Annotated in this window: 27 protein-coding genes; 25 read left to right on the top strand and 2 right to left on the bottom strand. The window is 42.0% G+C overall.

The genetic code is table 11. From position 1 onward, the window contains the following. Positions 1-117: 117 nt before the first annotated feature. The 18 genes from cymR to V1502_RS15060 all read left to right on the top strand — a co-directional run bounded on the left by cymR (position 118) and on the right by V1502_RS15060 (position 20,648). Positions 118-537 carry a cysteine metabolism transcriptional regulator CymR gene (gene cymR / locus V1502_RS15145; protein WP_409251471.1) on the top strand — a complete coding sequence of 140 codons (420 nt, stop codon included), beginning with the start codon at positions 118-120 and terminating at the stop codon, positions 535-537. A gap of 14 nt (positions 538-551) precedes the next feature. After that, positions 552-1,694 (top strand): cysteine desulfurase family protein, encoded by a 1,143-nt coding sequence (locus V1502_RS15140; protein ID WP_409251470.1) that lies wholly within the window; start codon positions 552-554, stop codon positions 1,692-1,694. Positions 1,695-2,434: 740 nt separating this feature from the next. Continuing rightward, a complete protein-coding gene (gene mnmA, locus V1502_RS15135) occupies positions 2,435-3,550 on the top strand; it encodes a tRNA 2-thiouridine(34) synthase MnmA (protein ID WP_409251469.1) in 1,116 nt (371 codons plus the stop codon). A gap of 274 nt (positions 3,551-3,824) precedes the next feature. Further along, a complete protein-coding gene (locus tag V1502_RS15130) occupies positions 3,825-4,490 on the top strand; it encodes a tetratricopeptide repeat protein (protein WP_409251468.1) in 666 nt (221 codons plus the stop codon). A gap of 22 nt (positions 4,491-4,512) precedes the next feature. Continuing rightward, positions 4,513-6,909: an ATP-dependent RecD-like DNA helicase gene (locus V1502_RS15125; protein ID WP_409251467.1), complete on the top strand. Its 2,397-nt coding sequence runs from the start codon at positions 4,513-4,515 to the stop codon at positions 6,907-6,909. A 214-nt stretch (positions 6,910-7,123) separates the two neighbouring features. Beyond that, positions 7,124-7,309, top strand: a complete 186-nt coding sequence (locus V1502_RS15120; protein WP_409251466.1) for a hypothetical protein — start codon at positions 7,124-7,126, stop codon at positions 7,307-7,309. A 7-nt stretch (positions 7,310-7,316) separates the two neighbouring features. After that, a complete protein-coding gene (locus V1502_RS15115) occupies positions 7,317-7,457 on the top strand; it encodes a YrzQ family protein (RefSeq protein WP_409251465.1) in 141 nt (46 codons plus the stop codon). A gap of 476 nt (positions 7,458-7,933) precedes the next feature. Then, positions 7,934-9,007, top strand: coding sequence for an AI-2E family transporter (locus V1502_RS15110; protein WP_409251464.1), 1,074 nt, complete (start codon positions 7,934-7,936; stop codon positions 9,005-9,007). 374 nt (positions 9,008-9,381) lie between these two features. Further along, on the top strand, positions 9,382-12,015 hold the full coding sequence (alaS, locus tag V1502_RS15105) for an alanine--tRNA ligase (protein ID WP_409251463.1): 2,634 nt from the start codon (positions 9,382-9,384) through the stop codon (positions 12,013-12,015). A gap of 80 nt (positions 12,016-12,095) precedes the next feature. Next, positions 12,096-12,362: an IreB family regulatory phosphoprotein gene (locus V1502_RS15100; protein WP_409251462.1), complete on the top strand. Its 267-nt coding sequence runs from the start codon at positions 12,096-12,098 to the stop codon at positions 12,360-12,362. A gap of 3 nt (positions 12,363-12,365) precedes the next feature. Continuing rightward, on the top strand, positions 12,366-12,782 hold the full coding sequence (gene ruvX / locus V1502_RS15095; protein ID WP_409251461.1) for a Holliday junction resolvase RuvX: 417 nt from the start codon (positions 12,366-12,368) through the stop codon (positions 12,780-12,782). 13 nt (positions 12,783-12,795) lie between these two features. After that, complete coding sequence (locus tag V1502_RS15090) at positions 12,796-13,080, top strand: DUF1292 domain-containing protein (RefSeq protein WP_409251460.1); 285 nt, start codon at positions 12,796-12,798, stop codon at positions 13,078-13,080. Between the two features lie 1,043 nt (positions 13,081-14,123). Then, complete coding sequence (gene mltG, locus V1502_RS15085) at positions 14,124-15,260, top strand: endolytic transglycosylase MltG (protein WP_409251459.1); 1,137 nt, start codon at positions 14,124-14,126, stop codon at positions 15,258-15,260. A gap of 330 nt (positions 15,261-15,590) precedes the next feature. Continuing rightward, entirely contained in the window at positions 15,591-16,226 is a 636-nt protein-coding gene (locus V1502_RS15080) for an O-methyltransferase (RefSeq protein WP_409251458.1), read from the top strand. 84 nt (positions 16,227-16,310) lie between these two features. After that, positions 16,311-16,946 (top strand): uridine kinase, encoded by a 636-nt coding sequence (udk, locus tag V1502_RS15075; protein ID WP_409251457.1) that lies wholly within the window; start codon positions 16,311-16,313, stop codon positions 16,944-16,946. A gap of 238 nt (positions 16,947-17,184) precedes the next feature. Beyond that, positions 17,185-17,661: a transcription elongation factor GreA gene (gene greA / locus V1502_RS15070; RefSeq protein ID WP_409251456.1), complete on the top strand. Its 477-nt coding sequence runs from the start codon at positions 17,185-17,187 to the stop codon at positions 17,659-17,661. Positions 17,662-17,974: 313 nt separating this feature from the next. Further along, positions 17,975-19,738, top strand: a complete 1,764-nt coding sequence (locus V1502_RS15065) for a peptidoglycan D,D-transpeptidase FtsI family protein (protein WP_409251455.1) — start codon at positions 17,975-17,977, stop codon at positions 19,736-19,738. 118 nt (positions 19,739-19,856) lie between these two features. Then, positions 19,857-20,648, top strand: coding sequence for a DUF1510 family protein (locus tag V1502_RS15060; RefSeq protein ID WP_409251454.1), 792 nt, complete (start codon positions 19,857-19,859; stop codon positions 20,646-20,648). 42 nt (positions 20,649-20,690) lie between these two features. On the opposite strand, the gene V1502_RS15055 is transcribed toward V1502_RS15060, so the two are convergent. Beyond that, positions 20,691-20,903 (bottom strand): YrzA family protein, encoded by a 213-nt coding sequence (locus V1502_RS15055; protein ID WP_409251453.1) that lies wholly within the window; start codon positions 20,901-20,903, stop codon positions 20,691-20,693. 173 nt (positions 20,904-21,076) lie between these two features. On the opposite strand from V1502_RS15055, the gene mtnN reads away from it, so the two are divergent. The 5 genes from mtnN (at position 21,077) to V1502_RS15030 (ending at position 23,270) form a co-directional block, all read left to right on the top strand. Continuing rightward, complete coding sequence (gene mtnN, locus V1502_RS15050) at positions 21,077-21,772, top strand: 5'-methylthioadenosine/S-adenosylhomocysteine nucleosidase (protein WP_409251452.1); 696 nt, start codon at positions 21,077-21,079, stop codon at positions 21,770-21,772. A 190-nt stretch (positions 21,773-21,962) separates the two neighbouring features. Beyond that, positions 21,963-22,214, top strand: a complete 252-nt coding sequence (locus V1502_RS15045; protein WP_409251451.1) for a YrhC family protein — start codon at positions 21,963-21,965, stop codon at positions 22,212-22,214. A gap of 537 nt (positions 22,215-22,751) precedes the next feature. Then, positions 22,752-22,889 (top strand): YrzI family small protein, encoded by a 138-nt coding sequence (locus V1502_RS15040; protein ID WP_409251450.1) that lies wholly within the window; start codon positions 22,752-22,754, stop codon positions 22,887-22,889. Positions 22,890-22,938: 49 nt separating this feature from the next. Continuing rightward, positions 22,939-23,055 carry a YrzI family small protein gene (locus tag V1502_RS15035; protein WP_409251449.1) on the top strand — a complete coding sequence of 39 codons (117 nt, stop codon included), beginning with the start codon at positions 22,939-22,941 and terminating at the stop codon, positions 23,053-23,055. Between the two features lie 77 nt (positions 23,056-23,132). Next, the gene (locus tag V1502_RS15030; RefSeq protein ID WP_409251448.1) at positions 23,133-23,270 is read left to right on the top strand and encodes a YrzI family small protein; all 138 of its coding nucleotides are present in this window, start codon (positions 23,133-23,135) and stop codon (positions 23,268-23,270) included. A gap of 617 nt (positions 23,271-23,887) precedes the next feature. Here V1502_RS15030 and sigK read toward each other — a convergent pair. Further along, positions 23,888-24,604, bottom strand: coding sequence for an RNA polymerase sporulation sigma factor SigK (gene sigK / locus V1502_RS15025; protein ID WP_409251447.1), 717 nt, complete (start codon positions 24,602-24,604; stop codon positions 23,888-23,890). 201 nt (positions 24,605-24,805) lie between these two features. On the opposite strand from sigK, the gene V1502_RS15020 reads away from it, so the two are divergent. Both V1502_RS15020 and V1502_RS15015 read left to right on the top strand, forming a co-directional pair. Beyond that, a complete protein-coding gene (locus tag V1502_RS15020) occupies positions 24,806-24,949 on the top strand; it encodes a hypothetical protein (RefSeq protein ID WP_409251446.1) in 144 nt (47 codons plus the stop codon). Positions 24,950-25,291: 342 nt separating this feature from the next. Then, positions 25,292-26,077, top strand: coding sequence for a phosphatidylserine decarboxylase (locus V1502_RS15015; RefSeq protein WP_409251445.1), 786 nt, complete (start codon positions 25,292-25,294; stop codon positions 26,075-26,077). Positions 26,078-26,126 lie beyond the last annotated feature (49 nt).

The following is a 26,126-nucleotide window of genomic DNA, read 5'->3' as shown; positions in this document are numbered from 1 at the left end:
GCTAACGTTTTTTAACAGCAACCGTTGATTATGCTATAATGACAAAAGTTACTAAGGAAATTAATAATATTACTAGTTGCACTTATATGTATAAAGATAGATAGAGGGGCGAAAAATATGAAGATTTCTACAAAGGGACGTTATGGATTGACAATTATGATAGAGCTGGCTAAACGGCATGGAGAGGGACCGACCTCTTTGAAATCCATTGCGAAGGCTCAGAATTTATCTGAACATTATTTGGAGCAGCTGGTTGCTCCACTCAGGAATGCAGGTCTGGTAAAAAGTATCAGAGGCGCATACGGCGGCTATGTGCTTGGAAACGAGCCGTCTCAGATCACGGCAGGTGACATTATTAGAATCCTCGAGGGACCGATATCTCCGGTGGAAGGCATTGAAGATGAAGAGCCTGCAAAACGTGAGCTTTGGATGAGAATCAGGGATGCAGTGAAAGAGGTTTTGGATAATACCACCATTGAAGATTTGGCAAGCTATACGGATGAAGGCGAGTCAGATGCATATATGTTTTATATCTAATTGGAGGAATGACAATGAGGACGATTTATCTCGATAATGCGGCAACCTCCCCGATGGATCCCCGCGTTATTGAAGTCATGACAGAAACGATGAAAGGGACATTCGGCAATCCATCCAGTATCCACTCTTCTGGGAGAGATGCCAGGCAACAATTGGACAGTGCCCGGATGACAGCGTCCCAAAGCATTGGTGCCGGATTTAATGAGATCATCTTTACAAGCGGTGGGACTGAGGCTGATAATCTGGCATTATCAGGAACCGCGCATGCATTAAAAGATAAAGGAAGACATATTATCACGTCTTCCATCGAGCACCATGCCGTGCTTCATACATGCGCCCAGTTGGAAAAGGAAGGGTTTGAAGTAACCTATTTACCGGTAAATGAACATGGACTTGTTTCTGTCAAAGACGTCGAAGCTGCATTAAGGGAAGACACCATTTTGGTCAGCATCATGTACGGTAACAATGAAGTGGGCTCTATACAGCCGATTTCTGAAATCGGGCAACTGGTCAGAAACCGTGGAGTATTACTGCATACTGATGCAGTACAGGCTTTTGGGATGACAAAAATTGATGTTGCCACTGATATCATCGATCTTTTATCAATCTCAGCCCATAAGATAAACGGACCAAAAGGCGTCGGCTTCTTATATGCACGAAAAGACGTTCCTCTTGAAGCGAAAATGTTCGGCGGTGAGCAGGAGAGAAAAAGACGGGCAGGGACTGAGAACCTTCCATCGTTAGTGGGAATGGCAGAAGCAATCAGGCTTTCTCAGCAAGATATGGATAAAAAGATTGAAGAGTATATCGGATTCAAAAAAACATTAATAGAAATCCTTAAAGAAGAGGACATAGAATTTTACCTTAACGGAGATTTGGAACGTTCGCTTCCGCATATTATTAATTTAAGTTTTCCAGGAACAGATGTTGAATCCATGCTTGTGAATTTGGATTTAGCAGGTATAGCTGTCTCCAGCGGTTCCGCTTGTACAGCAGGGTCTATAGAGCCCTCCCATGTACTTCTTGCCATGTTCGGTAAAGATTCTGAGCGTCTGAGAAATTCGATACGTTTCAGTTTCGGGATCACGAATACTCAAGAAGATATTATTCATACAGCTAAAGAAGTCGCCAAAATTGTCAACCGCCTGAGAAAATAAGGCAAAGTTCAATCTCTTGTCTTCATAAAAGATTTGTAATAGAATCTTTCTATTGTTTGAGAGCTTTTTATAAAGCCTTTGTTAGTTAATAATGTGGTAATTTTCCAAGTTTAAATAGGGAAGAAATGATTTATTTACAGTTAGCATTTGTTTTAATCTTCCTTCTTTTATTTTAATTTCGACTAGTGCTTTGGAATCCAATCAAGTTATCAGGTTTCTTTTTATAGTAACAAAATTTCTAAGATCAACGATTGATTGGAGCGGAAGGTGTGCGACCTCCTGCGGGATTAGCTGGACAGCCGAGGAGGCTCATCCAGCTCCAGCGGCCAGCGACTAGCAGATTTCGGTCTCTCTCCTTGCGAATCCAGCTGCAAGGCCCCAACGGCTAGCGGACTTCCCTGTCCCCTCCTTGCGATAAGTCAACATCAACTCACTGTGTTCGTTGTGTTTCCTTTATCTCATGCAGGAACAGTCCAGTCCGTACGCCGCTGAACGGGGCCTTTCCGCTTTATATAGATAAGTCATCATCGAATCGCTAACGCTCTTCGTGATTCCTTTATCTCATGCGTGAGCCCTAAAATCTGTACGTCGCTGAACGGCCGCTTCCGCTTTTAAATTCACCGCCCGCCCCGCGGAGTCGTGCACCTGGAGCGGAAATCAACTTTTTATCTATAAAAGCATGTAATCAACAATAAATTATATGACTTTGAGTCATTACTATATAAAGGAGGTGCCTTTTCGTGAAGAAGGAACCTAAAGATACAAGAGTGGTTGTCGGCATGTCAGGAGGGGTGGACTCCTCCGTCGCAGCACTTTTATTGAAAGAGCAGGGATATGATGTCATCGGCATTTTTATGAAAAACTGGGATGATACCGATGAGAACGGGGTATGTACGGCGACTGAAGATTATGAAGATGTCATCAGGGTCTGCAATCAGATTGGCATTCCCTATTATGCAGTGAATTTTGAGAAGCAATATTGGGACAAGGTGTTCACATACTTCCTCGATGAATATAAAGCGGGACGTACGCCGAACCCTGATGTCATGTGCAATAAAGAAATCAAGTTCAAAGCATTCCTTGAGCATGCAATGAAACTTGGAGCAGACTACCTGGCGACTGGACACTATGCGCAAGTTGAATACCGAGACGGAGAGTATAAAATGCTCCGCGGTAAAGACTCTAACAAAGACCAAACGTACTTCCTGAATCAACTGGGACAAGAGCAACTTGAAAAAGTCATGTTCCCGATTGGATCGATCGATAAAAAGAAAGTAAGGGAAATTGCGAAAGAAGCCGGGCTTGCAACTGCCACGAAAAAAGACAGTACAGGTATCTGCTTTATCGGAGAGCGCAATTTCAAGGATTTCTTGAGCAATTACCTGCCTGCGCAACCTGGAAATATGGAGACCCTCAGCGGTGAAGTTAAAGGAAAGCATGATGGACTGATGTATTATACGATCGGCCAAAGGCAGGGACTTGGAATCGGTGGTGCAGGAGAGCCTTGGTTTGTCATCGGAAAGGATCTTGACCGAAATGTCCTTTTTGTTGAGCAAGGTTTTGATCACACGGCGCTATACTCTGACTCCATTATGGCTACGGATATCAGCTGGACTTCAGATAAAGAAAAACCGGCTGAATTCGAATGTACAGCTAAATTCCGTTACCGTCAGGAAGATCATGAAGTGAAGGTACAGCTTCTTGAAGATAACAAAGCGAAAGTAATCTTTAAAGAACCTGTAAGAGCTGTAACTCCAGGTCAGGCAGTCGTCTTCTATAACGGTGACGAATGCTTGGGCGGAGGCACGATTGATGAAATTTTCAAGGATGACACAAAACTTGATTTCGTAGGCTGATCATGAAGAGGTTAATCAGATTCTTTATCTGGTTAGCCTTTTGTTTTTGCCTGTTTATTATGCCCGACGTGTTTCCTTTATGGGAACGATAGTACTACAATCCGTAGGGACCTGAACTGCCGCCCGCCCCTGGAGCGGAAATCAACTATCACATTCAAAGATTAGGATAAGGACTTTTCTATTTTTTGAATAGTGCTTTTCTTAGTGAAATCAATGGTTATGATATACTATGGAGATAAATAAGTGAAAATAATACAAACCAGAGGTGTTACATATGGATAAAAATTTAAAAGGAATACAGCTTCTTCAAGAGGGAAAAGTCGAAGAGGCGGTTAAATTTTTTACAGAAGCGATTGAAGAAAATCCAACCGATCCGGTCGCATACATAAACTTCGGCAATGTCCTCCTTTCGGTGGGAGAGTATGAAAAAGCAGAGAAGTTCTTAAAAAGGGCGACTTCCCTTGATGAGGAGGCTGCATCTGCTTATTACTCTCTCGGTAACTTATATTTCAACGGTGAGAATTTTGATGCAGCCAAGGAAGCCTTTGAGACCGCAATCAAAAAAGGTCTTGAAAACGAAGATGTGTTTTTCATGCTGGGGATATCCCTTGTAAACCTTGAGCAGCCGAGACTCGCTCTCCCTTACCTGATGAGAAGTGTCGAGCTGAATGGTGAAGATGCTGAAGCACGGTTTCAATATGGGCTTTGCCTTGCAAAAACTGAAGCCTATAAAGAAGCTATCGAGCAGCTTGAGATGGTTGTTGAACAAGATCCTGAACATGCAGATGCCTATTATAATCTCGGCGTTGCCTATGCAGGCTATACAGATGACGCAGACAAAGCAAGAAGCTGCTTCGAGAGGGCTCTGGAAATTCAGCCGGACCACATGCTTGCCGGTTATGGCATAAAGATGATGGAACAATTGAAAGAAGAGAATTAAGAAGGAGCAAGGGGGTTTCTAAATGAGCAGGCAAGACTCGTTAGAACTTTTCGACGAAAATGAAATTTATATAAAGGGTAAACATCTTGTCACCATCTTCCACAATGAGAGCAACCTTTATTCAGTGATCAGAATCAGAGTGGAGTCCACTAATGCCCAATATGAAGACAAGGAAGCGGTCATAACTGGACACTTCCCTAAGATCCATGAACAGGAAACGTATGTGTTCCATGGTGCTTTTAAGGACCATCCGAGGTTTGGTATGCAATTTCATGCGGAGCGTTTCAAAAAAGAAATCCCCCAGACAAAACAAGGAATTGTCGACTACCTCTCAAGTGAGCTGTTTAAAGGGATAGGAAAAAAAACAGCCGAAAAAGTTGTGGAACAGCTTGGAGAGAATGCAATCAGCAAAATCCTGGAGACCCCCTCCCTTCTTGATGATATTCCGAAACTTCCTCCTGAGAAGGCAAAGGCGCTTTATGATTCCCTTGTTGAACATCAAGGGTTGGAACGAGTGATGATAAGCCTTAATGGATTTGGTTTTGGACCCCAAATTTCAATGAAGATTTACCAGGCTTATAAGGAACAGGCACTTGAAATCCTTCAGAAAAATCCTTACAAACTAGTCGAAGATATAGAAGGGATCGGGTTTGGCCGTGCGGATGAGCTTGGCAGTAAACTCGGCATCACCGGCAATCATCCTGACCGGATAAAAGCTGGCTGTCTCTACACCCTGGAACAAAACTGTCTGCAGGATGGCCATGTTTACCTGGAAGCTGAAACCCTCTTGACCAATGTCAAATCTCTTTTGGAAAAGAGCCAGAACGAGAGAATCAGCTTCGATGATATCTCGCGCGAAATCATAAAACTTGAAGAAGAAGGGAAGATCATTGGGGAAGAAAGACGAGTGTACCTTCCATCTTTGTATTTCTCCGAAAAGGGGCTTGTCACGAATATTGAAAGACTGCTTTCCCAAGATCAATACACTGATCAGTTTCCTCAATCAGAATTCCTGATGGCGCTTGGCGGGCTTGAAGAAAGGTTGAATGTCCAATATGCCCCGACCCAGAAAGAAGCGATAGAGACAGCTCTTATGTCTCCGATGATGCTTTTGACGGGAGGACCGGGTACAGGAAAGACAACGGTTATAAAGGGAATCGTCGAGCTTTATGCTGAATTGCACGGATGCTCGCTTGAACCTAAGGATTATAAAGACGAACCCTTTCCTATTCTTCTGGCTGCTCCAACAGGGAGGGCTGCCAAGAGGATGACAGAATCCACTGGACTTCCCGCCGGAACAATCCACAGGCTGCTTGGCTGGAACGGTACAGACAGCTTCGAGTATGATGAAGACCGCTCCATACAAGGCAAGCTGCTTATTGTTGATGAAATGTCAATGGTGGACACCTGGCTGGCAAATCAGCTGTTCAAAGCGCTTCCTGACGATATACAGGTGATTCTAGTCGGAGATGAAGATCAGCTGCCGTCTGTAGGTCCAGGGCAGGTGTTGAAAGACCTCCTGCGGTCAGAAGTCATCCCGACTGTCAGGCTGAAAGACATCTACCGTCAGGAGGAAGGGTCATCCATCATTGAGATGGCCCACGAAATGAAAGAGGGGAAGCTGCCAGGAAACCTGCTTCAGCCTCAGAAGGATCGTTCATTTATCAAGTGTACAACCTCCCAGATCGCAGAAGTTGTGGAGAAGGTTGTCACCAATGCCAAAGCGAAAGGGTACAGTGCGAAGGATATTCAAGTGCTTGCCCCTATGTACAGAGGTCCTGCCGGTATTGATAAATTGAATGTAATGCTTCAGGAAATATTCAACAGCAATGACGGCACCCGGAAGGAGATCGTCTTCGGGGAGACGAAATACCGGATCGGCGATAAGGTTCTTCAACTGGTCAATCAGCCGGAAAGCAATGTGTTCAACGGTGATATCGGTGAAGTCATTTCGATATTTTATGCAAAGGAAAATACCGAAAAACAGGATATGGTCCTTGTCTCCTTTGAAGGGAATGAGGTAACCTATACCCGCCAGGAACTGAATCAGATCACGCTTGCATACTGCTGTTCCATCCATAAGTCACAGGGTAGCGAATTTCCGATTGTCATCCTGCCGGTCGTGAAAAGTTACTTCAGGATGTTAAGGCGCAATCTGCTTTATACGGCCATCACACGAAGCCGAAACGCTTTGATTCTCTGTGGGGAAGAACAGGCGCTCCGGATGGGAGTGGAACGAGAGGAAGACGTTCAGAGACTTACGACTCTTTATGAAAAATTGAGGGGGATTAAAACAGAAGGTGTTACCGAATCACCAGCCGGCGAAGAAGATGCTCCTCCTCAAAACAAACTGGAAGAAATGCTGCAGGCAGACCCGATGATCGGAATGGAAAAGGTTACACCTTATGATTTCCTTTAATTAAGCGAACGATAGTAGTAACAGGGGGCTCGACCCTCTGGATACTTTTATCAATATGGCGCCGTTCTTCCTCGTATTGTTAGAAAATTGTATAGGCTTTAGACAATTTGGACATAATGGCTACTGGAAAAGATGGCAAAGATCTACTTTTGAAATGGTATCCATATGCCTGAAAAGCAGTCAATGCCACGGACTTGAAGGGGTGGCAAATGCGATGAAATGTCCAAATTGTCAAAGCACAGATATAGGCAAGATAGGCATTAACCAGTATTACTGCTGGAAGTGCTTTATTGAACTTTCAATCACCAAAGGTGTGATACACACACACCAGGTCGAGGAAGATGGAACGTTAAGCTCTTTGGATGACTTGTTTGACGAGGAAGACCGCCAACTAAGCTAAGGAAGAGGTGGGCACCTTGAATAAAACAATGGCCTCAATGATCGGGCTCGGAGTAGGAATCGCTGCAACGATGGCCTCTCGCCGTTCGAACATGATGAATGGACGTAACATGAAGAGAATGCGCAAACAAATTAAAAAGATGTTTTAAAAACAGAGGGACTCTTCCCTCTGTTTTTTGGTTTCCATAGCTTTTTGATGGGGAGAGTGCATGAGCCTATCGAATGTTGAAAGGCCATATCTATGAAGGGTTCATAGTGCCATCTAATTCAGAAAATGCCTCAATAATGGTCTCATGAAGGGTTCATGGTGCCATCTAATTCAAAAAATGCCTCAAAAATGTTCTTATGAAGGATTCATGGTGCCATCTAATTCAAAAACTGCCGGGGTAATGGTCTTATGAAGGGTTCATGAGGCCGTCTAATCCTGAAAAGCTCAAATAAGGTCTCCAGAAGGGCTCAAGCATAAGACTAGTCAAAAAGAGAAATGTTCACTCGACAGACTAATCCTCCCAACTGTATCAGTTATTTATTGTCCAACTCTTCCATTACCCCCCCATGCTGAATGGTTTTCTTTTTTTTGTTCACATTATGTAATAACAAGGCAGAGCGAAGAAGGAGGGAAGCAATGAACAACCGCCCTTATGTAAGATGGCTTTACCGGTTGGCGGTCACGCTTTTGACGGTAATTACACTTTACATTTTCTATCTCCTGTACCCGGTTTGGCATCCCGTGTTAAACGTATTGGTCATTGCTTTGATCCCTTTCTTGCTCGGGGGTTTTATCACATATCTTCTTCACCCGGTGGTTGAAAAGTTATATAGAGCAGGAATCCATAGGGGGATTGCGATCCTGCTGATTTATATTTTGTTTTTTGGCGGACTGGGATATGCGGTTTACAAAGGAACTCCCGTTATTATCCATCAACTGAAGGATTTAGCGGAAAATGCTCCGCTGTATACCGATCAGTATCAGCGGTGGCTGGATTATATTCAAAGGCAAACCTCTACTTGGCCGGATGGCATCCAGCATGAGCTGGAATCACGAATCGAGCGGTTTGAGGAATGGCTGAATGGAGTCGTTGCGCTTATTTTATCAGGCGTATTGAAAATAATGAACAGCTTGTTATTGTTTGCGATTGTTCCATTCATTTCGTTCTATTTACTGAAAGATTTCCCAAAGGTAAAAAAGGCTGCGACAAGTATAACGCCTAAAAAGTGGAGGCAAAGTGCAGGAAGTTTTTTAAAAGACTTGGACGAGTCGCTGGGGGGATACATTAGAGGACAATTATTGGTGTGCCTCTTGATTGGATCCCTAGCTGCGCTCTCTTTCTGGCTGGTTGGAATGAAGTATCCCCTGCTTCTCGGAATCATTGTGGGAATCACGAATGTCATTCCTTACTTTGGACCGGTAATTGGGGCGGTCCCTGCAGCCATTGTAGCCAGTACCATTTCCAATGAAATGATTGTAAAAGTGGTTGTGATTGTTTTCGTTCTTCAATTTCTCGAAGGTAACATCCTTTCTCCGCTCATTGTCGGTAAAAGCCTGCACATGCACCCCCTGTTTATAATGGGAGCATTGATTATAGGAGGCGAGGTTGGCGGGGTATTGGGGTTGATCGTCGCCGTTCCCCTGCTGGCCATGCTGAAAGTGGCTGTCGTCCATGCAAGAACGCATTTTACAGCTCGGGAAAGTTCCTGAAAAAATAAATTCTACTTTTCTCCCCGTTCAGATTGACAAATGAGATTGATATTTCTATAATTCGACATATACAATAATTAAAACACTGACCAAATCGACGAAAGATCGAGTATGTTATAGTCCATCTGAGTGCTTCCGGCACGTAAGAGAGGAATTTCCCCGGCTGAAAGAAATTCCAGATGAAGGATAACAGAACGCTAATCCCGAGTGCAGCAAAACTGCCGTTCGCCGCGTTAAGGCTCCAGAGTGATGAATCCTTCAATGGGATTCATAACCAGGGTGGTACCGCGAGCAAGCTCTCGTCCCTGACCAGGGATGAGGGCTTTTTTGTATGCTTTTTTGGTTAATTTTAAAAATGAAGGAGGAAAATTTACATGAAAAACCTGACAGGTGCAGAAATCAGAAGAATGTTTTTAGAGTTTTTTAAAGAAAAAGGCCACGGAGTAGAGCCTAGTGCATCACTTGTTCCGCATGAAGATCCTTCATTGCTGTGGATCAACAGTGGTGTTGCGACATTGAAAAAATACTTTGACGGACGTGTGATCCCTCAGAATCCTCGTATTGTCAACGCGCAGAAGTCAATCAGGACGAATGATATTGAAAACGTCGGGAAAACAGCCCGCCATCACACATTCTTTGAAATGCTTGGAAATTTCTCTATTGGAGATTATTTCAAAGTAGAATCCATTGAATGGGCATGGGAATTCCTAACAGATGAGAAGTGGATAGGCTTTGACTCAGAGAAACTTTCCGTTACGATCCACCCGGAGGACGAAGAAGCCTTTGAAATTTGGAGAGACAAAATCGGTGTCCCTGCAGAGAGAATCATCCGAATTGAAGGAAACTTCTGGGATATCGGCGAAGGCCCGAGCGGACCAAACACAGAGATCTTCTACGATCGCGGACCGGAATATGGGGACAATCCGGAAGATCCTGAACTATATCCTGGCGGTGAAAACGACCGTTACCTGGAAGTTTGGAACCTTGTTTTCTCTGAATTCAACCATAATCCTGACAACACATACACTCCGCTTCCTAAGAAAAATATTGATACAGGTATGGGCCTTGAAAGGATGGCATGTGTCGCACAAGGAGTTCCGACTAACTTTGACACAGATCTTTTCATCCCGATCATTGAGGCTGTTGAGAAGATTTCTGGCGAGTCCTACCGAAAAGATGAACAGAAGGATGTTGCTTTCAAAGTCATTGCTGATCATATCCGTACCGTTTCGTTCGCTGTCGGCGACGGAGCGCTTCCATCCAATGAAGGCCGAGGGTACGTATTAAGAAGACTTCTTCGCCGTGCTGTAAGATTTGCTAAACAGATCAATATCAACCGACCGTTCATGTTTGAACTTGTCCCGGTTGTGGCAGAGATCATGGTTGATTTCTATCCGGAAGTAAAAGAAAAAACGGAATTCATCCAAAAGGTTGTCAAAAATGAAGAAGAACGCTTCCATGAAACACTGAATGAAGGTCTTTCCATACTCTCTTCTGTTATCAAGAAAGAAAAAGAAGCCGGCAATACGGTGATTTCGGGTAAGGATGTCTTCCGCCTATACGACACATATGGCTTCCCTGTTGAACTGACTGAAGAGTATGCAGAAGAAGAAGGCATGACGTTAGATCAGGAAGGCTTTGAAAAAGAGATGGAGCTCCAGCGTGACCGTGCCCGTGCTGCCCGCCAGGATACCGGTTCCATGCAAGTGCAGGGAGGCGTTCTTGGAGATATCAAGGTTGAGAGTGAATTTGTCGGATATAATGAACTTCAAGCAGCTTCTAAGGTGGAAGTAATTGTGCTGAATAATGAATTGGCTGACAAAGCTGAAAAGGGTGATGAAATCCAATTCATTTTAGATAAAACTCCATTTTATGCTGAGAGCGGCGGACAGATCGGAGATAAAGGTCTTCTTTTAGCAGATGGCGTTAGAGTTTCCGTTAAGGATGTCAAGAAAGCACCAAACGGCCAGAACCTTCATAATGCTGTCGTGGAAGAGGGGACTCTGTCAAAAGGACAGGAAGTAAAGGCAGAAGTAAATGAATCCACACGCAGCAAGGTCATCAAAAACCATACGGCTACACACTTACTTCACCAAGCATTAAAAGACGTCCTTGGAGGCCATGTCAACCAGGCTGGATCACTTGTAGAACCGGACCGCCTCCGCTTTGACTTCTCTCACTTTGGAAGTGTAAGCACAGAGGAAATGGAAAAAATTGAGGCAATTGTCAACGAGCAAGTGTGGAATAGTATCACAGTCGGCACAGATTATAAATCTCTGGCAGAAGCAAAAGAAATGGGTGCAATGGCTTTATTTGGAGAAAAATATGGAGATACTGTCCGTGTAGTCTCTATCGGAGATTTCAGTCTTGAGTTATGCGGCGGCTGCCATGTCAACAATACTTCTGCAATCGGTCTGTTCAAAATCGTATCAGAGAGCGGTATTGGCGCAGGGACGCGCAGGATTGAGGCAGTTACTGGTGAAGCGGCTTACCATATGCTGAATGAGCAAGTGGGGTTATTGAAACAGGCAGCAGAAAAAGTGAAATCAAAGCCAAAAGACATCTTAAGCCGTATCGATGGACTTCTGGCAGAGATGAAAGAGCTACAGCGTGAAAATGAATCCTTAACAAGCAAGCTTTCGAATATTGAAGCAGGAAGTCTGACTGACCAAGTGAAATCTATCGACGGGGTCAATGTCCTTGCTGCAAAAATTGCGGGTGGCGACATGAATAACCTGCGTAATATGGTAGATGATCTTAAGCAAAAACTGGGATCGGCAGTAGTGGTTCTCGGTTCTGCCCAAGATGATAAAGTCAGCATCACTGCAGGAGTTACAAAGGATCTTGTAGAGAAGGGTTACCATGCTGGAAAGCTTGTTAAAGAAGTTGCCGGTATCTGCGGCGGCGGTGGCGGGGGACGTCCGGATATGGCCCAAGCCGGCGGTAAAAACCCTGAAAAATTGGATGAAGCCTTGAAGTTTGTAGAAGATTGGATCAAATCCGTTTAAATCGATACTAAAGTGGTGTACAATGAATGTAATAAGACAGGTTTGCCAGAATACACCAAGCCTAAAGAGAGGTGCGAATAATGAGCTCTTTTGATAAAACAATGCGATTTAATTTTTCGGATGAACCATTCGAACAGGATGTCAACGAGGTCCTGCTCCAGGTTCATAATGCTTTGCAAGAAAAAGGATACAATCCAATCAATCAAATTGTAGGTTACCTGTTATCCGGCGACCCTGCGTACATTCCGAGACACCAGGATGCACGTAACATCATCCGTCGATTGGAACGTGATGAGATCATTGAAGTGCTGGTTAAATCTTATTTGAAACAGCATAAAGAGGGGTAAAACATGCGCGTTATGGGACTAGACGTCGGCTCGAAAACAGTCGGCGTAGCAGTAAGTGATGCAATGGGCTGGACGGCCCAGGGCATTGAAACGATATCCATCAATGAGGATCAGTCACAATTCGGCCTTCAGCGGGTGGAAGAGCTGATCAAAGAGTATGAGGTCGACAAGGTGGTTATCGGCTTCCCAAAAAATATGAATAATACAGTGGGCCCCCGTGGCGAAGCATCGCAAAAGTATGCTAAACTGCTGGAGGACAAGCTCGGTATTTCAACCATTTTATGGGATGAGCGTTTAACAACGATGGCTGCGGAAAGAATATTACTGGAAGCAGACGTAAGCAGGAAAAAACGGAAAAAAGTGATCGATAAAATGGCTGCTGCCTTCATCCTGCAAGGATATTTGGACAGCCAAAAATAAGAGGTGCATACAAATGGAACACGGCGAAAAACAAATTACAATTATTGATGAAGAAGGAAGCGAACAGCTTTGTGAGGTTCTATTCACATTTGAATCCGATCAGTTCAACAAATCATACGTCCTTTACTACCCAGTAGGGGCAGACGAAAATGGCGATGAAGAAATCGAAATCCATGCTTCTGCATTCGTTCCTGGAAACGAAGGTGAAGAAGGAGAATTAAAGCCAATCGAATCCGAAGAAGAATGGGATATGATTGAAGAAATGCTAGAAACTTTCCTTGATGAGGAAGAAGAATAAAAAGAACGGGTTGTTTTGATGACATACCTGACGGGGGTGAAATCGCTTATGATTTCACCCTCTTTTTTTGTTGTTATGCTTAATTTTTCCGGGAGTCTTAGTCGGGATACATCCCCACTAATTCACGCATGATTCCCTTTTTACATAAATCTTCACAAGCGTTCCAGGTTATGTATGAACCCACCGATGTTTGATACAAGAGATTGGGTCTCCAGGCCAAGTCATGTATGAAATCCTCGGTGTTTGATGCATGAGATTGTAAATTCGGTTCACCTTGTGTAAGAAGTCCTAGATGTTTGATACATGAGATTGTGGTTCCGGGACAAGTCATGTATGAATACCCTCGTAATTGATACATCATCTGTTCATTGAGTCCCAATCATGTATGAATAACCTCGTAATTGATACATCATCTGTTAATTGAATCCAAATCATGTATGAATACCCTCGTAATTGATACATCATCTGTTAATTGAATCCCAATCATGTATGAATACCCTCGTAATTGATACATCATCTGTCTATTGAGTCCACATTATGTATGAATAACCTCGTAATTGATACATCATCTGTTAATTGAGTCCCAATCATGTATGAATAACCTCGTAATTGATACATTATCTGTTAATTGAATCCAAATCATGTATGAATTCCCGATATTTGATACATCATTCTGTTCATTGAGCCCAGGTCATGTATGAATCCCCCGATAATTAATACATCATTCACGTCGTTGAGTCAAAATCATGTATGAAACCACCAAGCAATACATGCAACATTCTCATCCTGCAACCCTAATCATGCATAAATCTCCTACACAGCAGCCTGATTAAAAAGGCATAATAATACTGCGCGGGTCCCGGGTCGTCCCCTGCCCCGAAAATGATAGCCCTTATAAAAGAAGGGCACCCTGTAAATGGAAAGAAGATCCCTTTTTTGCAGAATGAACTCTTTTTTTGGTTGAAAAATATAGTATAATGAAAAAGATGCATGTCGAATTTTAAGGGGGAACCCCGTTTTTGCTCGAGAGGGGGAAATATATAATGACTGAAGAAAAAAAATCAAAAAGAGAGATACTCTTATCAAAACTAATAGAGCGAAAAGAAGAAGCAAAAGTGATCAGGAAGATTGTCGGTATTATCGTTCTTGCGCTATTTATTATTATTGGAGGTACAGCGGTTGGAGGCTATATGTATGTTAAATCTGCGCTTCAACCTGTAGATGAAGATAGTAATAAGTCTGTAAATGTAGAAATACCGATAGGATCAGGTGTGACGTCGATAGGGAATATTTTAGAAGAGAACGGCATTATCAAGAATGCCCTTATATTTAAATACTATGTGAAATTCAATAATGAATCCGGATTCCAGGCAGGTAATTATGATTTAACTCCTGCCATGACACTTGATGAAATCATTACCAGCTTGAAGACAGGAAAAGTAATGTTGAAGGCTGAATTCAAGATTACAATCCCTGAAGGCATGCAATTGGATCAGATTGCGGAGAAAATTGCTGAAAAGACACCTTATAAAAAAGAAGAAATCTTAAAGAAATTAGATGATAAAAGCTATATTCAAGAATTGATAGGTAAGTTCCCGGACCTTCTGAATGAAGAAGAAATTTTGGCTGACGCTGTCAAGCACCCTCTGGAAGGCTACCTTTATCCTTCTACCTACCCTTTCTATGAAGAAGAGCCTTCATTGGAAGCGATTATTGAAAAGATGGTCTCCCAGACACAGGATGTATTGACGCAGTATGAGACGTCAAGGGTGGAACAAGATCTGACGGTACATGAACTGCTCACTATGTCCTCTTTAGTAGAAGAAGAAGCAACTGAAAAGGCTGACCGCGGCAAGATTTCAAGCGTTTTCTATAACCGCCTGGATGCTGAGATGCCATTGCAGACGGATCCGACCGTGCTGTACGCTCTTGGAGAGCATAAATCAAGGACTATGTATGAAGACCTGGAAGTAGACTCTCCATATAATACGTATCAGCACAGAGGTCTCCCGCCGGGACCAATTGCCAATGCCGGGTTATCCTCCATTGAAGCCGCTCTTAAACCGGATAATACAGAATACTACTATTTCCTTGCTTCTAAAGAAGGGACAGTGTATTATTCTGAAACACTTGAAGAGCACAATGAGAAAAAGGCAGAATACATTACGTCTGAACAATAAGGCGCTTTACTAAAGACATCCCTCGTAGTGACGGCTTCTCCCGTCGGGACCGAGAGCTGCGCCTGTTCGCAGATAAAACAGGGCCAGTATTTCACAACATTTAAAGGGGAAAGTTTATTAGCTTTCCTTTTTTTATTGTGCTAAAATAGTACAAGTGTTTTTTAAAAAAGTAACTCAACCATAGATATATATTTCAGGTAGAAAGCTTGCGGGCTTTCTACTTTTATGTAATTTTAATAACCAACTGGCACAGATTGTTGAGTCAACTGGCTATGAAAAAACGCACTTGTTTATGTTCTTGCCTCCAAAACTGGAAAGTGAGTGAATACCTTGGATAATGCAGTAAATGCTTATATTGAATCATTAATACAAGAGCGAAGCGACCTTCTGAATGAAATGGAAACCTTTGCAGAAAAAGAAAATGTGCCCATCATGGAGCTTGCTGGCATTGAAACGCTGCTTCAGCTTCTGAGAATACAACAGCCGAAGAGGATATTGGAAATTGGAACGGCCATTGGCTACTCAGGACTGAGAATGGCTGAAGCTCTTCCAGAGACTGAGATTGTGACCATTGAAAGAGATGAAGCGCGTTATCAGCAAGCGCTGGACTTTGTAGGACGCTCTCCTAACAAAGGTCAGCTGGACATCATATTCGGCGATGCATTGGAAAAAGTGCAAGAGATTGAAGGAAAGGGTCCTTTTGATGCATTGTTTATTGATGCGGCAAAAGGACAGTATCAAAAGTTCTTTGATCTTTATGCACCTATGCTTACAGACGAAGGAGTCGTCTACTCTGACAATGTTCTGTTTAAAGGAATGGTGGCAGAAGAAAATGTAGAGAATAAGCGAATCCGACAAATGGTTAAAAAGCTAAAAAGTTACAATGAATGGCTGATGAACCATAGTGGATTCAACACAGTGATCATCCCGGTTGGGGACGGAATTGCTGTCAGCAGAAAAATATAACGGTTGTTTACTATACGTCACGAGTGGCCCATTCAGCAATATGCGGGTCTGCAGCACGACAAGGGAAAGGAGTTCAACTAATCAATGAACCAAAAGCCAATTGTAATCGGTGTAGCCGGAGGATCGGGGTCTGGAAAAACCAGTGTCACCCGTTCCATATATGAGTCGTTTCAAGGGCATTCCATCCTGATGATTGAACAGGACTATTATTATAAAGATCAAAGTCATCTGCCATTCGAAGAAAGACTTAAAACAAACTATGATCACCCCCTTGCATTCGATAATGACCTCTTAATTGCACATTTAATGAAGCTATTAAAGAGTGAAAGTATTGAAAAACCGGTTTATGACTATAAAATGCATACACGGTCCGAGGAGACTATCCTGGTTGAACCGAAGGATGTCATAATTTTAGAGGGAATTTTGGTATTAGAAGATGAAAGATTGCGTAACTTAATGGATATCAAGCTTTATGTTGATACGGATGCCGATTTGCGCATCATCCGCAGGATGTTGCGGGATATCAAGGAACGCGGCCGCTCCATCGATTCGGTCATTGACCAATACATCAATGTGGTCCGGCCGATGCATAATCAATTCATCGAGCCGACAAAACGATATGCGGATGTTATTATTCCTGAAGGCGGCCATAATCATGTCGCAATCGATTTAATGGTGACAAAAATTCAAACAATTCTTGAACAAAAATCATTTTTGTAATACGATAACATAGATAAAAACATATAGTAATATTCAGAAATCTTCTTCATCCCAAGGAATCACTACATGCGAATATTCTTGTTAGGGAATGGACGATTAGGATTTACCCTATTCCGTCCATTCCCTGAATTACAATGGAAGATTAAGCTGCAGAGGAATTCCAAAGCATATGGTACACGCTTATGTACATAAAGGACCGGTGGGAGGTTCTTATACTTTTTATAAGGAGTGAAGTATTTTGGCAACAGAAAAAGTATATCCAATGACACAAGAAGGTAAAGAAAAATTAGAAAAAGAACTTGAGCAATTAAAGTCCGTTAAGCGTAAAGAAGTTGTGGAAAGAATCAAGATTGCCCGCAGTTTCGGTGACTTATCTGAGAACTCGGAGTACGATGCAGCGAAAGATGAACAGGCATTTGTTGAGGGCAGAATCTCCACTCTTGAAAATATGATCAGAAACGCAAAAATCATCCAGGAAGATGAGATGAACTCTGATACAGTAACACTTGGTAAGTCTGTTACATTCATTGAACTTCCAGATGGTGAAGAAGAAACGTACACAATTGTGGGAAGTGCAGAAGCTGATCCGTTCGAAGGAAAGATTTCCAATGACTCTCCAATCGCCAAAAGTTTGCTCGGCCACAAAGTAGGCAGTGAAGTGACGGTTCAAACTCCTGGCGGGGAAATGAGCGTTAAAATTACGGCAGTAAAATAAGACGTACAGCGAAGTGATGAAGGCATAAGCTTTCATCACTTTTTTATAGGTGAATACTTGATAAAAAGGGTTTTGCCTGTCCTTGTGATAAGACTATTAACATAGGGAATGAAATTTTTGAGCTATTTGAGGAATCCCTTTTAATGATTTCCTGGCCCGCGCCATTTTATAATTCTTGAGGTAAATCTGCCAGAAGCTGAGTCCCTCATAAAATCTATGAGGAAAGTCTATTCTCCGAAATTAATCCTCTCCTCTTCTCTCCCATACGTATGTTTCCCGCCAAAACGTCAACAATGTTGACGAGGTGTTCTAGATGAAAAAAAAACGAATATACTTTTTCAGTGGAATGGTGCTGTTTATTATGATAGGGCTTCTTGTGCGCATGGTTCAGATCCAGTTACTGGAAGCAGAGTCCTTTTCAAGACATCAAGTAAACTTGATTGAAAACAGTGTGAACCAAAGAACTCAACAGTTGATCATTGATGAAGGCAGAGGAACATTCCTGGACAGGGACGGAGAATCTATTAACTATGAGACCAAAAACGTATTGGTCCTGTTTCCTTTTCTGGCGAGAATTGAATGGGATGTCCAAAAGGTAGCGGACATACTGCATACAAACGAGAAAAACCTTCAAAGGGATATAGAAGAGGCAAAGGAGCCGTTTGTGTATGGCGGCAAAACTCCTTACATATTAAGTGAAACGCAGATGAATGAGATTAACAACCTTCAGCTTAAAGGTGTATTTGCATTGAAACGTAAATATCCAAAAGAAGAGATTCTGGCTGAACAATTGATAGGATTGACTGGGGAGAATGAAGATCGATTTCATGCCAGGTATCCCGATAGAGTAAAAGGGGCAACTCAAAAGATAGGCATAACCGGTTTAGAGAAGTCATTCGACGAATGGCTGATAGCGGAACAGGAGTCAAAGCTGATTTATCATGTTGATGCCAGAGGAGGTCCATTGTTTGGAGTCGATGTGAAATATCTGGCTCCTGCTAATCCCTTTTATCCATTAGATATTCAAACGACGATCGATTCCGGATTGCAAATGAAGATGGAAGAGCTCGTCGATCAGCACGCTATCAAAAGGGGAGGCGCAGTACTGCTCGACATTGAGAGCGGGGACATCTTGGCGAGTGTCTCCAGACCGTATGTCCAGCAGGGGGCCCCTTTTTCCGACGAGGGAGCGAAGAATTTAATGACTTCCCAGCTTGTTCCCGGATCAGTCTTTAAAACAGTAGTAGCTTCTGCGGCCATTGATCTTAATCTAGTAGATGAAAATGACTTATTTAATTGTGATGAAACGATATATGGAAAGCCGGCACCAAAACCACATGGCACCATCAATATCAATGAAAGTTTTGCAGTCAGCTGCAACAGGACCTTTGCTGACATAGCCAAAAAATTGATAGAGAAGGATGATACATCGCTTGATCGATATGCAGAAAGACTTGGTTTAATAGGGGAATTAGGTTGGAAAGGCACTGTCTTTCATTATGAAAATTTCGAGCAGCTGCCAATTGATAGTGGCAGGATTTTTATTAGTGATGAGGAAAGAAAGGAAGCAAATTATGTGGCTCAGACCGGGATTGGCCAGAGGGAGGTACGTGTGACCCCTCTAGGTGTAGCCAACATGATGGCTACCATTGCACGGGGAGGAAAAAAGCAGAGCGTCAGAGCAGTAAGCGGCATTCACTATAAAAATGGAACGGAATTAGTCGATTTTCCAGTTCAAAAAGCAGATGAGCAGGCGATTTCACCATACACGGCTATGAAAATGCAGCAGTACCTGAGGAATGTAGTAGCAGGAGAATCCGGAACAGCAAAGTTCCTAAAGACTGCAGCTTATGAAATTGCCGGAAAAACGGGAACTGCCCAGACAGGACAATATAAAGGTGAAGCTGATCTATATAATAAATGGTTTGCCGGTTACTTTCCGTTCGACAGGCCTAAGTTTGCTTTAGCCGTGGTGAATATGGATGTATTGGAATATGAAGGAGGAGTATATCCCATCTTTAAAGATATTGCCGACATGCTGCATACAAGCAGCGAAACAAAAGAAGTATCACAATAGGAAAACATTCTTATTTTCAAGGAAATTTCTTTTGATGAATTTATTTGCGTGATAGAATGGGTAATAGAGAAAAAGAGCCTTACTCTAAAGGCATAATGTTGCAGAGGAGTGTACAAGGATGCCAAAATATACATCACGTTTAGATAAAAGGGCCAGGAAGAAATCCAATGTTATCCTGAATAGTCTGATTGGAATTGTTGTATTGCTGATCGTCATAGTCGGGGCTACAATTTTCCTGGGCAATGACAGCGAGCCGGCAGCGGGGGATAACACAACAGCTCCCAACAATGAAGTGGCTGACAGCAGCTCTTCAAATGAAGAAGAGGAAACAGATGAACCTTCAGCTGACACTGGTGAAGAAGAAAATGAAGACGCATCTGCAGATGGAGAATCCACTGAAGAAGAACAAGCTGACACCGGAACGGATACAGCATCAGAGGAGGCTGACACCGAAGATAAGCCGGTCGCAGATGGTGAAAACTTAGCTGAAGGCGAAGAAAAAGAAAACAAGGAAAAAGAAGATACAGAGAAGAAAGATAAAGAGTCATCTTCTGAAAAGGATAAGAAGATTGTAAAAAACAGTGATGAACCGAACGTGAAGAAAGAAATCATCAATCCGAATTGGAAACCGATCGGAACTGTTCAAACTGGTGAACATGTCTATAAGTATAAAGATTCTTCCTCTCCAGATTGGCAGGAAAAAATAGATGCCTTGTCTTATGCTACAGGATTACCTGAAAGCAATATGACGGTTTGGTGGGTCGAACGAAACGGTAGTGACGACAAAGCAATCGGGACAGTCGCGCCAAAAGACCAATCAACAACCTATCGTGTTTTTCTTGAATGGGTAGACGGCAAAGGCTGGAAACCTGTGAAAATGCAAGAATTGATTGAGAATGATAAAGACTAAAGGAACAGCCCCGTCCTGAAATAGTCAGGACGGGGCCATTTTTTAGTTCATTGGTTTCGCTTTAAAGTGAACAACCGCTGTATATAAGGGATAACCTTTATCGTCGATTGTCACATTGTGGGAAACAGAATGTACAGATAGCAGAATGCTTTTATTATGTCCGATTTGCTCGTTTATCTTCTTCTCCAGTGTCTGTAAGTCCCTGGCTTCAAAAAATTCAATTTTATCCTGAATCAAATCAAACTCTATATTCAATGTGCTTCACTCCTTTGAGTACTTTTCAGCAAAAATTATAAAACAGAATGGCAAATCACTCAATCATCCATTTCACAAGCTAAGCGGTGATGTGGAAAACACACTGCCTTTAGGGTAAAATAGCTACATACATAAAGAGTATACAATAAGGTGAATGAAAAGAGGTAGATGTTATGAAAATTGCTATTATCGGAGCTATGGAAGAAGAGGTCAGGCTGTTAAGAGAGAATATTGACAACGCCAAAGAAGAAATTATTGGGGGAAGCCAATATACTGCTGGAACCATGCATGGTGTGGAGGTTGTACTACTGCGTTCGGGGATTGGGAAAGTCAATGCTGCTATGAGTACGGCTGTCCTGCTTGAGAGATTCAAGCCAGACTGTGTAATCAACACAGGTTCTGCGGGTGGTTTTGATGCAGAACTGAATGTCGGCGATGTAGTCATTTCCACAGATGTAAGGCATCATGATGTGGACGTTACGGCCTTCGGGTATGAATATGGCCAAGTTCCGCAGCTTCCGGCAGCCTTCACAGCCGATGAAAAATTAAAAGAAGTCGCTGCCGAAAGTGCCAAAGAGACTTCCGATGTTAAAGTGGTTTCGGGCCTGATTGCTACCGGGGATTCATTCATGAATGATCCAGCTCGGGTGGAAGCGATTCGTGATAAGTTCGAAAACCTTCAGGCTGTTGAGATGGAAGCCGCTGCGATTGCTCAAGTGGCTCATCAGTTTGGGGTCCCTTTTGTCATCATCCGTTCTCTTTCTGACATTGCAGGAAAAGAATCCCACGTTTCCTTTGATCAATATCTGGAAACAGCGGCAGTTAATTCTGCAAATTTGGTCATGAAAATGGTTTCTAAATTAAACTAGGTAACCTTTAAGGCTGTTTTTTTATTGAGGAAGCTTGATCATTCATTTCTAAAAAATATGGCGTTAAAAACCCTTTCTTCCACATTTGGTGAGATTTACATGAATATTTGGGCCGCTTTCTATGTTAAGGTGGGAATAGAGTATTCTGTAAATCTACAAGTTGAAACCCAATGGAAAGAAGGGATTTCCTTTGAAAAATATTAAAAAGAATTTAAATGAAAAAATCATAGATTATAAACGATTTGCCTTTGTGCTGGTGTCGGTAAGTGTATTTCTTTATCTTGGTGCTGTTCTTCCAGTGGAAGAAAAAACGCTGCTCAAGACATACGTGTTAATGGGTGGAACAGTTGTCATGCTGGGGTTTTCAGGGTTGTTTTTTTACCAGGCGGCCAAGTTGAAGAAAAAGCTGACAGATATGGACGAAGAGCAAGTAAATATGTAGCACTCAAGCCTGTAAGGGGTATTTCCCTTTCAGGCTTTTTTATGTATGGCTCTTTTCTACAACTACAGAAATCACCTTGTTGAATAAGAAAGTAAAGAGCTAATCATCCTGTTCAGTTAGATAAATCCTTGTACCCGAGGGAAAAATTTGGTCCATTGGATTTTTCCGATAGCAACAATCTATACGAATACAGCCTTATGTATAAATAATCTGTCAAAAAAAAAGGCAAAAAAATGGTTTACTTTTCCTGTTTATTTGGATATACTTACCTCTGTAAGGAAATAACAATCAGAAAAGGAGGTCGAATGACATGATGAAAGTTAAAGCTGAAAACAAAATGATCGCTACAACTGAAAACTTCTATACACATTCGATCGCCAATGGATTGATTATTTCGTAATCTTAACCAAAATCAATCATACCAAGCCGCGGGAGTGTGTGCATTCCTGCGGCTTTTTTATGTCTTGCTGCGGGGAGCTGTCTCTTCGCGGCTTTTTTTAATGGTATGAATAGGATTTTACTGGGGAGGTGTAAAATATGACGCTGAATATTCTTTTTATGAGTATAACAGTGAAAAAACGTTTGCGTTCACGAATCGAGTACGATCATGACAGGTTCGTTAATGACCATTTCGAGAAGAACAAAATGAAACAGGAAACAATCCGGCTGTACTAAATTTTAGTCGGAGATGAATGAAACTGTATGGTGAAAGGGAGGTGTTAACATGACACTAAATATCTTATTTATGAGTATAACAGTAAAAAAAAGAATGCGTTCTGTACATGAATACAATCATGATGAAATGGTATCAAGGCAAGGCATTTTGAAGAAAGCAAAGTAAAGCAGGAATCAATGAAATTGTTTTAATAACTTCTGGTGGAGATAAAAACAGCATTACGAAGAAAGGGAGGTGTTAATATGACGTTAAATATCTTATTTATAAGTATTACCGTTAAAAAACGGAATCGCTCGTTTGAAGAATATGACCATGATCAAATGGTTTCTAAGCGCTATGAAGAAAACAAAATGAAACATGAATCTGTAAGGTTATTTTAAAGCATGAAAAAATTTGAGAGGAGAATAATTATGATCTTTTATCAGGTGAAACGGCTGAATGCAATCTGGGTGGAGAAGGACTCTGCATAACGAAGCTGTAGAATGTCCTTCCTTCACCGCAAATAAAGAGATAGTGGTTCTAAAGCACATTAGAATGGATTTGGGAAGGTGAAGGTATGTTTCTCAATGTAACCCTTTTAACTTTGATGATAAAGAGAAAAAAGCGTAAATAAGAAAAGAAGACCGTGTGAGCCATATCCGCTCACCGGTCTTCTTTGTCTTAGGCTCTTTTCGTAAACCTTGTTGCTATCTCATGTACAATTCAAAAGATCTATCCATTATTCTGGAGAAAACCTTTGTAATTAAGAAAGAAAAGAGCTGCTTTCCCTGATTGGAAATAAACTTCTGGTCTTCCGGGGGGATCTTTCCGAAAGCACCAATTTATGCGAAAACAGCTTAGTCTTAATACTGCCTAAATACTTCTTTACTATTTTATTAAGTTGCGGTGTTCATCAAGGGGATTGATGAAAGGGGTGTTGTTCATGATCGTTGTGAAAATAAATACTGGATCGATAAGAAAGCAGGCCAATATCCTTGACTATGCCTGCACTGTACGCTTAAGTGGATTGGCGCTTTTCTTTTTCTTCCCGGTAAAATTCATGGAACATCTTCATGAGCGCCCTCTTTTCTATCCTTGACACATAGCTCCTTGAAATACCGAGTTCCTTGGCGATTTCCCTCTGGGTTTTTTCTTCTTTCATATCCAGGCCAAATCGGCCGATTATAACTTCTTTTTCCCTCTCGTCTAAAACGCATATATATTTTCTTACTTTTTCGAGTTCCATACTTAACTGTATCGTTTCAATAACATCATCAGCATCAGATTTCAGGATATCGATCAGGCTGATTTCGTTGCCTTCCTTATCCTGACCTATGGGGTCATGAAGTGACACATCTTTTTTAGTTTTTTTCAGTGCTCTGAGGTGCATGAGGATTTCATTTTCGATACATCTCGCCGCATACGTGGCAAGCTTTGTTCCTTTTCCTTCCGAATAACTTTCAATGGCTTTGATCAATCCTATCGTGCCAATCGAGATGAGGTCTTCCGGATCTTCCCCGGTGTTTTCGAATTTTTTTACAATATGGGCAACAAGGCGCAGGTTGTGTTCGATTAAAATGTTTCTGGCATTTTCATCACCATTGGCCATTTTTCGTAAGTATTTTTTCTCTTCTTGTGATGATAGCGGTTGTGGGAAAGCGTTGTTTTTTACATAGGAGACGAGAAAAATCAGCTCTTTTAAGAAATAACCTATAGCAGTAGCGATCGCGGACATACTTTCACCTCCAGTGAAGGACTTTCGCCTATAGTTCATCATATGATTCATTTGTGCTGTCCTTGCACGTCCCTCCAATTTAGTGTGCTGATGAGTGTGTTTGGGAGGAATTAGCGTTGTATATGTCATGTTTACAGCCTATACACCAATGCCCCGGTCTGCATAAGATATCCTTAACAACATCCATGGGAGGGGTTTGAGATGATGTACGGTTATCCTTACTATTATGCTCCAGTTTATCCGCCGGCGAGAAGCTATGGAGGTTTTTACTTGGCCCTTGCGGTGGTGCTGATCATTCTGCTGTTCCTATTTGGCTGCTGGCGCTATTCTCAATATGCACGATGAAAAAATCCGGGTGAACTTACATCCGGATTTTATTGTTATCTCTTTGGAATGGATTGAGAAAATTTTTCTAAGCAAAAGCTCAATCAAAAACCTTTGGCAATCATTTAACAGAATCTCCATCTTAATACTTCCATGAAGGGATAATGTAAAATCACAGTCAAAGTAACTTTTGAATTATAGTTACATATTATTTTCTGTTGATTGGAGTGGAAATCAGCTTACACCACATATCTAAAACAACTAAAGCAGCAATACATACGAAAAGAGCTTTTCAAAAAAGGTAGACGTTTAAGGACAATTGTATAATAATAAGTACTACTAAACTTTTAAGGAGCTGCAAAGTTGAGAAAAAATTTCTATCGTCTTTGTATCGAGTTAACCAACAAAAGATGGACGTCCTTTTTGCTTCGCAAGTTTGTGCAATCACCTATTAGTTCAAAGTTCATTCCATCTTATATAAAAGCTTATAACATTAATACCGGGGAAATTGAAAAAGACGCAGCTTCCTATCCCAACCTTCATTCTTTTTTTATCAGAAGCTTGAAAGAGGGAGTAAGAACGGTTGAAGGTGAGGAAGATGATGTCATCAGTCCGGTTGATGGAATGCTGGCCGACGCTGGAACAATATCGGAATCGTTGAATATGCATGTCAAAGGAAAAGACTACTCGATAGAAGAAATGCTTGGAAGCAGAGAGAAAGCAAGTGAGTATGAAGGCGGGCAGTATATGATTCTGTACTTGAGTCCGGCTGATTATCATCGGATTCATAGTCCGGTTCGTGCAACGGTGCTTAACAGATGGGAGTTAGGAAGGCATTCTTACCCTGTTAATGATGCTGGGCTCAAATGGGGGGTCCGCACTTTATCCAAGAACTACCGGTCGATAACTGAAGTTTCTCATGTATATGGGAAGATGTGTCTTGTTAAAGTAGGAGCGATGTTTGTCAATTCGATTAGCTATACGAATGAGGAGAAGGAATGGCAAAAAGGCGGGGAAATCGGTTACTTTTCGTTTGGCTCGACTGTCATCCTGTTGTTCCAAAAAGGACAGTTCAATTTTGATGAGAATATCGATGTGCCGAGTAAAGTAAGAATGGGTCAGCGTATTGGAAAGATATCGAGGAATTGAGTACTCCCTTGTCTTGTCAGGGAGTTTTTCTTTTTTTCGCATCTGCTCA

It is taken from the genome of Rossellomorea sedimentorum, from assembly GCF_046237645.1.
GTDB classification, from domain to species: Bacteria; Bacillota; Bacilli; order Bacillales; family Bacillaceae_B; genus Rossellomorea; species Rossellomorea sedimentorum.
This window is presented reverse-complemented; position numbering and strand designations above follow the sequence as displayed.